The sequence below is a fragment of the Burkholderia sp. WSM2232 genome (assembly GCF_000472545.1).
Classification (GTDB): Bacteria; Pseudomonadota; Gammaproteobacteria; order Burkholderiales; family Burkholderiaceae; genus Paraburkholderia.
Genome location: NZ_AWZV01000012.1, coordinates 157,676 through 172,571 on the forward strand (window position 1 = coordinate 157,676; position 14,896 = coordinate 172,571).

At 63.1% G+C, this 14,896-nt stretch carries 9 protein-coding genes; 3 read left to right on the top strand and 6 right to left on the bottom strand.

Annotated elements, in window-relative coordinates:
* The first annotated feature begins 770 nt into the window (after window positions 1-770).
* The 3 genes from aspT (at window position 771) to F757_RS0113070 (ending at window position 5,612) form a co-directional block, all read left to right on the top strand.
* Window positions 771-2,453 (top strand): aspartate-alanine antiporter, encoded by a 1,683-nt coding sequence (gene aspT / locus F757_RS0113060; protein ID WP_027211770.1) that lies wholly within the window; start codon window positions 771-773, stop codon window positions 2,451-2,453.
* A 93-nt stretch (window positions 2,454-2,546) separates the two neighbouring features.
* Window positions 2,547-4,211, top strand: coding sequence for a bifunctional aspartate transaminase/aspartate 4-decarboxylase (locus tag F757_RS0113065; protein WP_027211771.1), 1,665 nt, complete (start codon window positions 2,547-2,549; stop codon window positions 4,209-4,211).
* Between the two features lie 177 nt (window positions 4,212-4,388).
* Entirely contained in the window at window positions 4,389-5,612 is a 1,224-nt protein-coding gene (locus F757_RS0113070; protein ID WP_027211772.1) for a pyridoxal-phosphate-dependent aminotransferase family protein, read from the top strand.
* 186 nt (window positions 5,613-5,798) lie between these two features.
* Here F757_RS0113070 and tssH read toward each other — a convergent pair whose 3' ends face one another.
* The 6 genes from tssH to tssC form a co-directional block, all read right to left on the bottom strand.
* Complete coding sequence (tssH, locus tag F757_RS0113075; RefSeq protein WP_027211773.1) at window positions 5,799-8,585, bottom strand: type VI secretion system ATPase TssH; 2,787 nt, start codon at window positions 8,583-8,585, stop codon at window positions 5,799-5,801.
* 257 nt (window positions 8,586-8,842) lie between these two features.
* Window positions 8,843-9,328 carry an Hcp family type VI secretion system effector gene (locus F757_RS0113080; RefSeq protein WP_013338144.1) on the bottom strand — a complete coding sequence of 162 codons (486 nt, stop codon included), beginning with the start codon at window positions 9,326-9,328 and terminating at the stop codon, window positions 8,843-8,845.
* Window positions 9,329-9,341: 13 nt separating this feature from the next.
* Window positions 9,342-11,174 carry an OmpA family protein gene (locus F757_RS0113085; protein WP_027211774.1) on the bottom strand — a complete coding sequence of 611 codons (1,833 nt, stop codon included), beginning with the start codon at window positions 11,172-11,174 and terminating at the stop codon, window positions 9,342-9,344.
* On the bottom strand, window positions 11,174-11,845 hold the full coding sequence (locus F757_RS0113090) for a DotU/TssL family secretion system protein (RefSeq protein ID WP_027211775.1): 672 nt from the start codon (window positions 11,843-11,845) through the stop codon (window positions 11,174-11,176). The genes F757_RS0113085 and F757_RS0113090 overlap by 1 nt, the downstream gene beginning before the upstream one ends.
* Window positions 11,842-13,188, bottom strand: coding sequence for a type VI secretion system baseplate subunit TssK (gene tssK / locus F757_RS0113095; RefSeq protein WP_027211776.1), 1,347 nt, complete (start codon window positions 13,186-13,188; stop codon window positions 11,842-11,844). The genes F757_RS0113090 and tssK overlap by 4 nt, the downstream gene beginning before the upstream one ends.
* 130 nt (window positions 13,189-13,318) lie before the next feature.
* Window positions 13,319-14,872 (bottom strand): type VI secretion system contractile sheath large subunit, encoded by a 1,554-nt coding sequence (gene tssC, locus F757_RS0113100; protein WP_027211777.1) that lies wholly within the window; start codon window positions 14,870-14,872, stop codon window positions 13,319-13,321.
* Between the last annotated feature and the right edge of the window lie 24 nt (window positions 14,873-14,896).

Genomic DNA, 14,896 nt, shown 5'->3' on the forward strand with positions numbered 1-14,896 from the left:
CTTAATGCGACGTGCGCCACAGCCCGGCGCGAACGAGTATAACGAAGTTATCGCAATCGTAATCTGACAAAGCGCATGAGAATGCGCTTTGCTTAGATCCACCTTTTGCGAAGTTCAAGGTTAATCGACGAAAAAAATAGCGTTGACAGGCATCCTAAACTTTCATAACTTAAAAAAGCTCGTGAACCGAATTCCAGCGCTGTGGCACTTGCGGTTCCGGTTGCGGTTTTCGCCTTCAGCGCTGCTCCCAGTTGGACCGTGAACGACAGCGACTTAGTGCCGCATTGCTGTTTCCCAACTACGTGTGGGATATGACGCTATTGATTTTTTTGGCGGGCAGTTGAGCCAGATCACTTATCGAGCGAAGGGTTACGCATCATTTGACTGCGCAGTCTGCTTGCGCAGATTGCGAACGAACGCGTGAATCAGTCATCCCACTATGATCGGAATTGCCGAAGACTCAACCGGAGATCGCACTATTTACGAGCCCTGCATTCGGAATCTGTTCGTTCTGTCTCCGCTTCGGTCGTGCCGACTATCTGGCGGGTATCGCCTTATTGGTCTTTATGCCGGCACTGACCAATGGCTCGCAATAACTTCGCCGATATCCGCCAGGCGCCACGCTCACTCACGCACCTTCCCGCCCTTTTCACCCACGTTGGGACCGGTCGCTGCCGGCCCCGCCGCCCATCCACGTTGAACGGTCCGCCTTGCCTCACGCGACCGCAGCGCCATGCAATGAGTAAGACTAACTATCGAGCGAGGGCATGATGGACTGGCTACATCACGTTTTTCAAAAATCACCGGAGATGGCGCTGTTTTTATCGCTGGCAGCCGGCTACTTCATCGGCCAGATCAACTTCGGCAAGTTCCAGCTGGGTGGCGTCGGCGGGTCGCTGCTTGCGGCGGTGGTCATCAGTCAGGCCGGTGTCACGATCGACAACGGTGTGAAAAGCGTCATGTTCGCCGTCTTCATCTACGCGGTCGGTTACGACTCCGGGCCGGGCTTTTTCAATTCGCTGAACCGCAAAACGCTACGTGAGATTGCGATGGCGGTGTTCCTCGCCGTCACCGCGTTGATTACCGTGGTGGTGTGCGCGAAGCTGTTCCATCTGAACAAGGGACTGGCGGCCGGCCTCGCGGGCGGCGCGCTCACGCAGTCCGCGATCATCGGCACTGCGGGCGACGCGATTGCGCGGCTCGGCCTGCCCGCCGACGAGGTCAAGGCGCTGCAGTCGGACGTGGCGATTGCCTACGCGGTGACATACGTGTTCGGTTCGCTCGGCGCGATTATCGTGTGCGTCAATATCCTGCCGAAGTTCATGGGGCAGAGCCTGCGCGACGCTTCCATCGAGGCAGAGCGCGAACTCATGTCGGGTGGAACGTCAGGCGGTCCGGGGCAGCTTCTCGCGCTGCCGGAACTGATTGGGCGCGCATACCGGATCGACGTCAGCGCAGGCAAGTCGGTCAAGCAGGTAGAGACGCTGCACCACGACCTGCTGACCATCGAGCGCATCAAGCGGGGCGGCCACCTGCTCGACCCGGCGCCGGACCTGATACTCCAGCCCGACGACGTGGTGCTGGTGGTGGGCCGCCGCGAAGCCGTGGTCGAGTTCGGCTCCAACGGCAGCGAGGTCGCCGACATCGGCGACGTGGGCGTGGTCATGCAAACACGCCAGGCCGTGTTCACGCGCAAGGGTATGAATCACACGACGATTGCCGCCGCGCGCGAGATCGTGGATCGCGACATGCGCCACGGCGTGTATATCCAGAGCGCGTCGCGCGCCGGCCAGCCGTTGCCGCTGCTACCCGAGACGAAGCTCGAACACGGCGACGTGATCACCTTCTACGGATCGCCGAAAGACACCCAACGCGCCGTCCAGGCCGCCGGTTACGAACTGCCCTACACCAACAAGACGGACTTCATCTACATGGGCGTGGGTCTCGTGCTTGGCTTGCTGATCGGGCTGATCGTTGTCAATGTCGGCGGCATTCCGCTCACCCTCGGCTCAGGCGGCGGCTGCCTGCTCGCTGGCCTGCTGTTCGGCTGGATGCGCGGCAAGCATCCCATGTACGGCGTGATGCCCACGGCGGCGTCGCAGTTGCTGAAGGACTTCGGGCTCGCGGCCTTCGTTGCCGTGGTCGGGCTGAATTCCGGCTTGCAGGCCGTGGTCACTGTGAAGCAGAGCGGTATGACGATCTTCCTGCTCGGTGTGTTCGTCACGCTGTTTCCTCTTCTGCTCACCATGCTGTTCGGCCGCTACGTGCTTCGCTACAACAACGCGGCCATCCTCGCGGGCGCGCTGACCGGCTCGCGCAGCGCCAATCCGGCATTCGGCGGCGTGCTCGACAAGGCGGAGAGCGCAGTGCCCACCGTGCCGTTCGCCATTACGTATGCGATTGCAAACGTCGCGTTGACCTTGCTCGGGCCGCTCGTAGTGGGGCTTGTCTAGCAACGCGCTTTACCGGTCTCTTTTTGCGCTGGCCGCAGCCTCACGCAGGCAACGCGCGGCGGCGCTTTCATCTGGCTCATTGGAGAACGCATCATGGCAAAGGAAAAGGGCGACAGCAAACGCGGCGATATGGCGCAAGCGGGTTTTGAGGCGCTCAGTCCGTTCGAGTTGAAGGACGAGCTCATCAAGGCCGCGGGCGGCGGCGTTGTCGAGCGCCCGGCCAACGTTGCAATGCTCAACGCGGGGCGCGGCAATCCGAACTTTCTCGCGACGGTTCCGCGTCATGGCTTCTGGCAACTCGGCCTCTTTGCGATGCGCGAGTCGGAGCGCTCGTTCGCCTACATGCCGGAAGGCGTCGGCGGGTTTCCACGGCGCGACGGGCTCGAGGAACGTTTCGATCTGTTCCTGCGCGAGAACAAGGGCGTGCCTGGCATCGACTTCCTGCGCGGGGCAGTGTCGTATGTGCGCGACCAGTTAGGACTGTCCGCCGGCGACTTCCTGTATGAAATGTGCGAGGGGATTCTGGCCTCGAACTACCCGGTGCCCGACCGGATGCTCAAGCTGTCCGAAATAATTGTCGGCCAGTACTTGCGGCGCGAGATGATCGGCGCCCATCCGTTCGTCGGCGAGTTCGACGTGTTCGCCGTCGAGGGCGGCACGGCGGCCATGACGTACATCTTCAACACGATGCGGGAGAATCACCTCATCAAGGCGGGCGACACGATCGCGCTCGGCATGCCGATCTTCACGCCGTACATCGAAATTCCTCGCCTGAACGACTACCAGTTGAACGTCGTGAATCTCGAGGCAGATGTCGCGAACGGCTGGCAATATTCGAAGGGCGAACTCGACAAGCTGCGCGATCCGAAAGTGAAAGCGTTCTTCCTCGTCAACCCGAGCAATCCGCCTTCGGTGAAGATCGACGACGAAAGCCTGCGCTACATTGCCGACATCGTGAAGGAACGGCCCGACCTGATTCTCCTGACCGACGACGTATATGGCACGTTCGCCGACGATTTCGTTTCGCTGTTCGCGCTCGCGCCGAAGAACACGATCCTCGTGTATTCGTATTCAAAGTACTTCGGCGCGACCGGCTGGCGTCTCGGCACCATCGCGACGCATCGCGACAATGTGCTAGACAGGTTGATTGCCGAGTTGCCGAAGGACGTGAAGAAGCAGTTGCACGAACGCTACGAGTCGATCACGACCGAGCCCGAAAAGCTCAAGTTCATCGACCGTCTGGTAGCCGACAGCCGGACCGTGGCGCTCAATCACACGGCGGGGCTGTCTACGCCGCAGCAGGTGCAGATGGTGCTGTTTTCGCTGTTCTCGCTGATGGACACGCCCGACGCCTACAAGAACGCGCTCAAGCGCCTGATCCGCAAGCGCAAGCAGGCGCTCTACGAAGAGGTCGGCATATCGTTCGCCGACGACGACCCGAACCAGGTGGATTACTACACGATCCTCGACGTGGAGTTCCTCGGCGAGCGGGCCTACGGGCGCGAGTTCGTCGACTGGCTGCTGAAGAACACCGAGCCGTCGGAGCTGCTATTTCGCCTTGCGCGGGAGGCGCGCGTCGTACTGTTGCCTGGACGAGGTTTCGGCACGCAGCATCCGTCGGGGCGCGTGTCGCTCGCCAACCTCAACGAGTCGGATTACCGGCAGATCGGGCGGGCGATGCGTCGGCTGATCGAGGAATACGTGGAGCGCTTCAATGCGGCAACCGGCAAGAAACTCGACAAGAACGCGGTGAAATGACGCCAACGAACGGTGCCGAGACCGCGTCGCCGCCGCACCGTTGCGCGAGGCAAGATCAAAAAACTTGCGCAATCGCGCGGATCGGTGAATGATCGAACGACGGCCTCGCCAGCGTGACTGCTCGCGAGGCCGTTGGCTGCTGTGCGTTCATCTTGCGTTTTCCTTCAAGTACCGATCATGCCGACTTCATCATCCAAGCTTACGTCCGTTGTTGTGCCTTGTCCGGTTGTCGAATCGCTCGACGCCATTCTTCCCGAAGAGCCGTTGCTGATGATGGGCGCCGGCCCCGTGCCGATTCCGGCCGCCGTCGCCAAGGCCAATACGATCGTGATCAATCACCTGGGCGCGACCATGGTGAAGGTGATCAGCCAGGTGAAGACGATGGCGCGCTACGTGTTCCAGACGCATTCGAAGTGGGTTCTGGGCGTCGCGGGACCGGGATCGGCCGCGATGGAAATGGCGATCTCCAATCTCGCGTGGGAAGGCACGCGCATGCTCAGCATCAAGAATGGCTTTTTCAGCGGACGGATGGCCGAGATGGGCCGCCGCGTCGGCGCGCGCGTGAGCACGCTGGAGGTGGCCGACCGGTCGGTGGCGAGTCTCGACGAGATTGCCGAAGCGATTCGCCGCGAGCGTCCGGAGATCGTCACGGTCGTGCAGGGCGAGACGTCGAACACGGTGTGGAATTATCAACTGAAGGACATTGCTGCGTTGGCGAAGGCGGCGGGCGCGCTCGTGATAGTCGACGCTGTGTGCACCTTGAGCACCATGCCGCTTGCGATGGACGCATGGGGTATCGACGCAGTCATCACCGGTGGACAGAAGGGCTTGTCGTCGATTCCCGGCGTGTCGCTCATTGCATTTTCCGATGCAGCCTGGGAACGCGTAAAGGGGCGCACGGCGCCGAACGCGCACTGGTGTCTCGATGCGTCGCTCGCTGAGAACTTCTGGCACAACGCGGGGTATCACTACACCGCGCCGGTCTCGGGCGTGCTCGCGTTGCACGAGGCGTTGCGGCTGGTGTGCGCGGAAACGCTGGAGAAGCGCTTTGCCCGGCACCAGAAATGTTCCGTGGCGTTGCAGGACGGCGTGACAGCACTCGGCTTGCAGTTGTATGCGCCGAAGGAGTGCCGGTTGAATTCGGTGGTGGGAATCGAGGTGCCGCCAGGTCTGAGTCCGGGCGATGTGTGCGCGCATATTTCGCGGCAACATCAGGTGGAAATTTCGGGGTCGTTCGGCTTGCCGATTGTACGGATCGGACAGATGGGCGAGCAGTGCCGCGAGCACAACCTGTTTCGCACTGTGCACGCGTTGGGGCGGACCATGGTGGACTTGGCCGTCAAGGTGGATCTGCCCGCCGGCGTCGCCGCACTGGAAAGGGCGTTGTCCGAAGGAAAGTAGGCTTTTGCCGGCCGGCCGCGCATGGCGGATGCGTTGCGCGGTTGAAGAGGCGCGGGTCTTTTCACCGTTCGTTCGCGGCGGCCGGCGCCTGATGGTTGCCCACGCCCGCATGCGCCGCAAACGATACGCGCGTTCAGGCGCGCTGCACATCCGCCTTCAGCATGTGGAGCCACGCCTGGCCGCGAGTCATGCCGCTGCCTGATGCGCCGCAGCGCAGTCGCTGTCGAAGTCGACGCTAATGCCTGTTTCGTCGGAATAGCTGAGTCTGATTCGCGACGGCAACTGATGGCTTGCAACGCGCTCGAGCAATTCGCGTGAAAGCACTGGAAGAATCTGCTGATCGAGCAGGCTGTCGATGTTGCGCGCGCCGGAGTCGGGCAACAGGCACGCACGCACGAGTTCGGCAACGAGCGCATCGTCGCAGACAAGCGGTACGTCAAAGCGCTTTTCGATGCGACGAGCAACCTTATCGAGTTTCATCTGCACGATTTGCGCGAGCGCTTCAGCCGTGAGAGGCCGGTACACGACGGTCTGAAAACGCGCCAGTAACGCCGGCTGAAAATGTTCGACCAGTTGCGGGCGAATTGCCTCCATGAGCATGGCGCTGGTCGGTTCGGCATGGTGTGCCGGTGCCTGGTTTGTGTCCGCTGCCGCATCTTCGTTCGAACTTTCCGACGCGCCCTCGACGGCGGCCATGATCTGCTCGCTGCCCAGGTTCGACGTCATCACGATGACGGTGTTGCGGAAGTCGATCACGCGGCCTTCGCCGTCGCGCATGAACCCGCGGTCGAACACCTGATAAAACAGATTCAGGACGTCGCGATGGGCCTTTTCCACCTCGTCCAGCAACACCACGCTATAAGGCCGTTGACGCACCGCTTCGGTTAGCACGCCGCCCCGCCCATAGCCGACGTAACCGGGCGGCGAGCCCTTCAGTTGCGAGACCGTGTGCGCTTCCTGGTACTCGGAGAGGTTGATCGTAATCAGCGCCCGTTCACCGCCGAACATCAGATCGGCCAAAGCCCGTGCCGTCTCCGTCTTGCCGACGCCCGAAGGCCCGACAAGCAGAAACACGCCGAGCGGCGCTTCGTCGGATTTCAAGCCGGCCTTGGCGGCGCGCAGCGTTTTGCCCAATGCGGCAAGCGCCTCCTGCTGGCCTACGACGCTGCCCGCAAGTCGCGCCTCCAGTTCCAGCAGGGTGGTCAGTTCGTCTTCGAGCAGGCTGCCGACCGGCACGCCGGTCCAGTCGGCAATGACGCGTGCGATCACGGCCTCGTCGACCTCGGCATGAATCAGCGCGCCGTTCGCGTCGCGGGCGAGGCGAGCATGCGCCGCGCGGATTCCCGGCTCGAGGTCGTGCCGCGCCGAGTCGTCGGGCGCGTCGCGCCACTGCGCGCGCAGCTCGGTGAGCGACGCAACTGCAGCCTTCTGTCCGGCATAGTCCGCGTTCAGTTCCTCCACCTCATGGGCGAGGGCCGAGAGGCGTGCGTCGATGCCGCGAAGCCGCTCGCTCATGTCGACCGATGTCGCGCCCTGGTCCTCGACTAGCGCGTCGCGCTCAACACGCAGCGCGGCCAGTTCCGCATGCCGCGCGGCAATTGCGACCGGCGTCGCGTCCATGCTCATGCGCACGCGCGCGGCCGCGGTGTCGATCAGATCGACAGCCTTGTCGGGCAGTTGCCGCCCGCTCAGATAGCGGCGCGACAGACGCACAGCCGCGCTGACGGCGGCGTCCGTGATATGCACGCCGTGGTGACGCGCGTAGCGTTCCTTCAGGCCACGCAGCATCAGGCATGCATTCTCGTCGTCGGGTTCGTCGACCTTCACCATCTGGAAACGGCGTTCGAGCGCTGCGTCGCGCTCGAAGTACTGCTTGTATTCGGACCAGGTGGTCGCGGCAATCGTGCGCAGCTCTCCGCGTGCGAGCGCCGGCTTGAGCAGATTGGCCGCGTCGCCGCTGCCTGCGGAGTTGCCGGCGCCGATCAATGTGTGCGCTTCGTCGATGAAAAGCAGGATCGGCGTGGGCGATTGCTGTACCGCCGTAATAACGTTCTTCAGACGCTGCTCGAACTCGCCTTTGACGCCCGCGCCCGCTTGCAGCAAGCCGAGGTCGAGCGTGAGCAGGCGCACGTCGCGGATCGCGCCGGGCACGTCGCCCTCGGCGATTTTCAGCGCAAGCCCCTCGACGAGTGCGGTCTTGCCCACCCCAGGCTCCCCGACCAGAATCGGATTGTTTTTGCGCCGGCGCGCGAGGATGTCGATCATTTGCCGGATCTCGACGTCGCGGCCGAACACGGGGTCGATTGCCCCTTCGCGCGCTTTCTGCGTTACGTCGAGAGTGAAGCGGTCCAGCGCCTCGGACACCGGCTTGGCGAGGCCGCCCGCGCGCGCGACGGCGGGAAAGAGATCGGAGTCGGGCTCTTCCGTGAGCGCGCTGTCCGATGTGTCGTGCGCGTTCGACACGTTGTCCGACTCCTGCGTGCACGGGTTGCTGGCCGGCGCTTCGACGGACGTCCAGTTGAGCTCGGGCATGAGGCGCTCGATCTGCACGGACGACAGCGAGAGCAGTGCCCAGGCGTCCGGTGCACGCAGCAGTTGCGGCATGTCCGCGAGCGCCGCCAGCAGATGCGCGGAGCGGATCAGCGGTGTTTGTGCTTCGAGCGACGCCCGCAGCCAGGCCGCTTCGAGCAGTTGCCCGAGCCGGGAGGACAAGCCGGGCTTGCCGCGCAGGTCGTGTGGCAAGCGGTCGATTGCACTTAGCAGGCCGTTCCAGACTCCGTCCACGTCGAGCGTGTAGCGGCGCATGATTGCCACGATGTCCCCATCGCCCAGTTCGAGCAGCTTGATCAACCAGTGTTCGACTTCGATGTCACGATGGGCACGCGTCGCGCACAGACTCGCGGCGTCGGCGAGCGCGCGGGCGCAGTGATCGTTGAGGCGGCGCAGATACGGAGAGAGGTCGCGATGAGTCATGGCGGCAAGCGGCTAGTGAGGCGGCGAGTGAGAGGCAATGAAAGAACGATCAGCAAGCGATAGCAGAGCCATACGAGCGTGACGCAAGCGCGCTCGGCTGTGCCGGTACGCGCGTGCCGCCCCGCGATGGCCGCTCAATGGCTGTCGACGACGGTCCTATGACGATCCCATCACGGTCCAATGGCTGACGAGAGCCGGTCCGAACCGCCGATGAGCGGACGGACCGGCGCCCGGTTAGCGCAGGGCGCAGCGCGGCATCAGGAGCGTTCGTTCCAGGTGTCGGTATGGATGATGTTGCCGTCCTTGTACGACCAAGTGATCTTCTCGTAGCGCAGTTGAACGTCTTCGAGATGATTGTGCTTTTCGAACTCCGGGTTCTTGATGTCGTGCATCTTCGGGTTCACCGCGACGACCTTCACGTTGTCGAGCTTGGTGTTGAAATACTCTTTCTCTTTGCCCGCGTCGTCGATCTTGTACCACTTGATCTCGATCGACTTGAGCGTCTGACCGCTGGTGACGGCCTTGTACAGATACGGCGACGAGGCGTCCGTCTCCTTCGTGAAGGTGATCGGCAGGTGTACGCGCGTGCCGGTCAGCTTGCCGGTGTTCGAATCGGTCGGAATACTGACGCCATGCTGAAGCGCTACCACTTCGACGCTGCCTTCGCGACCCTGAACGGTGACCGAACCCTTGATGTCGGCGCCGCCATCGTCCTTGATCCACATGTATGCCGGAATTGCCATTTTCTTCTTCCTTTTACTCCAGTGAACAGGCCATGTGGCCTTGGGGGATGGAACGGCTATTGCCGTTCCTGCTTTCCTCAAACGTGTCCCGGCAATCCGGGACCAGTGTGATTTCGACCCGGCGATTGGCCGCGCGACCTGCCTCTGTCGTGTTGGGCGCCTTCGGGCGCGTGTCGCCATAGCCCTGAATGGCGAAACGCGTCGACGCAATGCCCGATGCGTCCGCCAGCCAGTCGCGCACGGAGGCCGCGCGCGCCTCCGAGAGTTTCAGATTGCTGGCCGGGGTGCCGAGGGAATCGGTATGGCCTGCCACCAGTACGCGCTTGTCCGGATGCGCCTTGATCATTTCGAGAGCGCCGATCAGCACACGGTTGGAACCAGGGTTCAGCACCGCGCTGCCGAAACGGAACAACGACATGCTGTCCAGTTCGATGGTGGGTGGCGGAACGGGCGCAGGGGGCGGCGGCTGATAGCTGGCAATCAGCGCGTTGACCGGTTGCTGCAGCGGGGCTCCGCGATACAGGCCCAGTCCGAGGCGGGGCGGTACGCCGAGGCTCGCATAGCGTTCGAGCTCGTCGCGGTCCCGCTTGACGGCTTTGAGCGCGTCGACGCGGGCGGCGTCTTGGGCGGGCGCAATCGCCCGGTAGCGGGCCATATCGCCGACAATCCGTTCCACCAGCGCCCGGTTCTGCCAGGCCGATGCCGCCGCGGCCGCGCAAAAGCAGGCAGTGAGGCACACGAACGCATGCGCGAGTGCGCGCGGCAACGCGCGTCTTGCTGGCTGAGGCTCGATGCCGCGAATCAACGGTTCGGGCAGCGGGTATGAGGTGAGCGTGGGCGGCTGCGGCGTGTCCGATTGAACCGCTCGCGCTGCTTGTGGGTGTGCCGCGCTCGCACGCCGCGCGCCACCGTCTGCGCGGGCGAGTGGCAACTCGGTGATGCCGGTGACGAATTGGCCGAACAGAGAGTCAGCGGCAGGTCGTCCATCCACTGCCGTGACGCCCAGCGCGGCAAGTCGCAACGCGCCACGTTGAGCATTGGCGAACGCCGGCACGACAGCGTGGCTCGCCCAGCGCACGATGGCGTCGAGTCGCGCGGCTCGGTGCGCGCGCAACTCACGTTCCTGCGCGATTTCCGGACTGGCCATGTGCGTGTACTGGGCGAGTCTTGCTGCGATCAGGTCGACGAGCGCTTCCGGCTGCATTCCTTGTGCGCCGGAGACGCCGAACCACGGCGCGTCCTCTTTCGAGAGTCCCGTTTCGCGCGCATAGAGCGCAACGCATACGGGCAGCGCATAGCCAACCGCGCGGCTTGCTTCACCGATTGCCGAGCACCAGCGCCTGAGCGCGGCCTGCAAGGTAAGAGTGCCAGTGGCCTCGTCGACTGCCAGCAGATACGCGATGGCGTCGGGCCTCTGGCCGTCACGCCAGCGCTTGAGCGCATCGGCCAGATACATGAGTCGCGCCGGGTCCTCGTTGCGTACCCAGATGACGGAGTCCGTCATGCGAACGAGCGCGGAGCCAAACAGACGATCCAGTTCGCCGCTGTTGTCGCCCACGGCGATCACCAGCGGCGTGTTGTGTTTCAGTTCGGCAGGCAGCGAGCCGAGCGCTGTATCGGCGGCGTCCAGCACATGGCGGGTCGCCTCGCGGCGGGCGCGTACGCGCCTCGTTGCGAGCATGACGGCAACGAGCGTGCCGAAAACCACGAGTGCAGCGAAGACCGCGTTCCACCCGGCGGACAGGGGCGAAGACAGTGCGAGCCAGATCAGCGCCAGCAGCGCGACCCACACGAAGAGCGTGCGGTATGGATAACCACTCGGGTAACCAGTCAAACGCGGCTCCATCAATGTGCTATCCGGGCGACGGAGGCGCTGAGCCACTGATCGAGCGCGACGTACACGAAGGCGGCGACGACGCACGCGCCGATGACCCACGTCAGCGGCGTAAGCCGCTCGGACCAGCGCGTCGAGCCGGGCGCTTTGATGACGATGGAGCCGGACGTGTCCTCAGCACGGCCGAGCCGTTCGCCGAGCGCCTTGACGAGCGCAGCGCGGGCCTCGCGGCCGGCCAATGCGAATTTGCCCGTGAACCCCAGGTCCAGCACCGCGCAGAAAATTGCCAGCAGTGGCAGCACCGGTTGCGGCTCAGCCAGACGGTGCTCGATACGTGCAATCAGTTCATGCCCCGCCTCGTTGCTGTGGAATTCGTCGACCTGCAGCGGCAGACGCTCCCACGCGTCGCGATCCTCGCCCCGCAGATTGCTCAACGCTGTTTCGTCGAGCAGCGCGCATTGGGCATAAGCGGCGTCTTCAATTACGCCTTGCGGATGCCCCGCGGATTGCATCTCCTCGCGCAGCCTGCGCACCTGCTGCTTGCATTTGTCGCGAAAGGCGCTGAACGACTGCGGCGCGGGATCGGCAGCCAGCAGCGCGACTGTCAGCGCCGTGTCGCGCAACGCCACGGGTAACCGCGAAGGCAGCGGCGTGGCCGCGCGGCTTGTCGAGGGGTGCGTCATGTCGGCAGCACCGCGTAAAGTTCCAGCGACACGTCGGGCATGGAGGCCGGGATGTAGAACTGGCACGCGCGCGCATCCACCATACGTTTGAACGCGGGGTGGGCGCCGTCGAGCGCGAAATATTGATTCTCGATCCGCACAGGAATGGCGGCGGGAAGCCGCGACATGCTGCGCAATGGAATGCCGGAGAGCGCCGAGTTGACGATCTGCTCGACCTCGTCTGGCGCGCCGGCCTTGCACAAACGCGGCAACTGTTCGAGCAGCGCGTGCGCGGGCAGCGCGGAGCGGACCGACAGGTAGTAGTCCGCGCCTTCGACGAGCCGCTCGTCGTTGATCTTGCCGAGCCACGCCGTGTCACGAATACGTTCGAGGGCGATCGGCACGACGCGCGAGGGGATCACCGTATCGAGCAGCGTCCGGATCAGCGACTCGAGTTCCGCAAAGACCGGCTCCGGCGCGCGGTGCGCGTACGGCGGAATAGCCCTCAGCGTTTCTGTAGTCGAGAACGTCAGCAGGGAGCCGGCCAGTCGCGCCAGCACGCTATACAGGCGCTCGGGGTGCTGGTCTGGCGCCTGGCACAGGCGTGCAAGATCAGGCCACGTGCTGTTCACGCTATGCAGCAGCCAGAAGAGCGACACGTCGGCGACCGCGTAGTCGGCGATCTGGTCGGAGCGCTCGCGCCGGCGCACGGCGAGACTTGCGCTTTTCGCACTCAGGATTTCGGATAACCGGTTCATGCGGCTCGTCAACTGGCCGCTCGCGGACAGCACGAGGCACGGCGGGACGAATGCTGCGTCGATCTCGAAGCGGCCCTGCGCATTGCGCACGATCCTGCCGATCGGGCACGTCACATAGCCGCCTGGCTCCTCGAAGTCGAACAACAGCGCAAGCGAGTGACGCTCGACGCTGATTTCCTCCTTGCCCTCGCCGTTGAGATCTGCCACTTGCAGAAATTCCCGCGTGTAGCGGCGCGGACGGGCCGGCTTCTCACCAGCTTCGACGCAGTTTCCACCCTGCGGGTCGACGAGCGGCAGGGCTGCAAGCACGACGACCGCTTCCGTATGCGCAGGCACTTCGCCTAGATCGCGCGGCGATGGCAGTCGGTCGGCGGATTCTGTATCGAACAGGGTACCGTCGGGCAGGCGCAGGTCCAGCAACGCCAGCTGCAGACGATCGATCGACAACGCCTGCGTGTCGAAAGCCACCCGGCTCACTCCCCACGGGTCGGGACTGCCGATGCGCGCCGTACGCTCGTCGGCGTACCGCTCCCACAGCGCCTGTTGCTGGAAATGCTGCGGCGTCATGAAAATGCCCGGCGCCCACAGCGGTCTTGTAATCTTCATCGTTATGGTTGATGCCTGAAACGTCCCTCAAGCAAATCCCCTGGGACACGGTTTCGCATACGAATGCGCACCGCGCGGCACGTGTTGCGCGCCGCGCGGGAACTACCGAACCAGCTCTTGCAGTCGGTCTCTAGTTCTTTGCCTTGGGCATTTGCGAGACCAGCGAGAGATTGATGTCCATGCCTTCGATCTGGAAGTGCGGCACGATGAATAGCTTGACGCGGAAGAAGCCCGGGTTGTCCTCTATGTCCTCGACAATGACCTTTGCTTCGCGCAGCGGGTGCGATGCCTGCAGGTCATCGCCCGGATCGGTCATTTCAGTGACGAGGGACTTGACCCACGTGTTCAGTTCCAGCTCGAGCAAGCGACGATCTTTTGTCGTGCCGATGTTCTCGCGCTGAATCAGCTTCAGATAGTGCGCGATTCGCGAGAGCAGGAAGATGTACGGCAGACGCGCATTGACGCGGCTGTTCGCCGTGGCTTCTTTGGTGTCGTACACCGCCGGCTTCTGCGCCGAGTGTGCCGAGAAGAAGCACGCGAAGTCGTGATTCTTGTAGTACGACAGCGGAATGAAACCGAGATTGGAGAACTCGAACTCGCGCGTTTCGGGAATCAGCACTTCGCTCGGAATCTTGGCCTGGTTGCCGGTGCCCAGGTCGTACAGGTGGATCGGCAGGTCTTCGACCAGGCCGCCTGCCTGCGGACCGCGAATCTGCACGCACCAGCCGTTCTTGATGAAGCTTCTCACCATGTTGGCCGCAAACGCGAACGACGCGTTGGCCCACAGATAGCGCGTGTGGTCCGGGCCCTTGACCGCTTCCTCGTAGTTGAACGCGCGCACCGGCGTTGTGTCGGGGCCGTACGGCAGACGTGCCAGGAAGCGCGGCAGCGTGAGACCGATGTAGCGGGCGTCGTCAGACTCGCGGAAGCTCTTCCACTTCAGATATTCGGCGCGGTCGAAGTAATTGCCGATGTCGCGAATGCTTGCGACTTCTTCCATTGAATCCTTGCCGAAGAACTTCGGCGACACCGAGCCGATGAACGGCATATGAGCCGCTGCCGATACCTTCGCGATATTGCGCAGCAGCGCGATGTCCTGCGGGCTGCGGTCGAACTCGTAGTTCGAGATGATCGAGCCGATCGGCTCGCCGCCCGGCGTGTCGTATTCCTGAATGTAGGTGTGCAGGTACAGGCCGCTCTGGATTACTTCAGGCGTGTCCTCAAAATCCTGGCGCAACTGTTCCTTCGATACGTCCAGCACTTCAATGCGAACGTTCTTGCGGAAATCGGTGCGATCGACCAGGAACTTCAGGCCGCGCCATGCCGATTCGATCTGCTGGAACGTTTCGTTGTGCATGATCGCGTCGAGCTGACGGCTGATCTGCCGGTCCAGATGCGCGATGTGGAAGTCCAGCAGACTTTTGTCAAGACGATCCACCTGTTGCGACGATTCGTTGATCATCTTCAGGAACACGCTCATTGCCTGCGCGACGCGCTCATCGAGCGAGGATTCTGACAGCGAGTCCGCATTCTGGAAGGAGTCGAACGGACGCGTTTGCTTCACAGGCGTCAGGTTGATCTTTTCGCAGAGGGATTCGTAGACGCTCTTGCCGGGGGCGTCCAGCACGACTGTTTCCGCCGTGGTTGCAGCCGAATCCTGAAGTGCCGTTTCGTTCTTTGCCATATTCAATATTCCTCGATAAGCGGC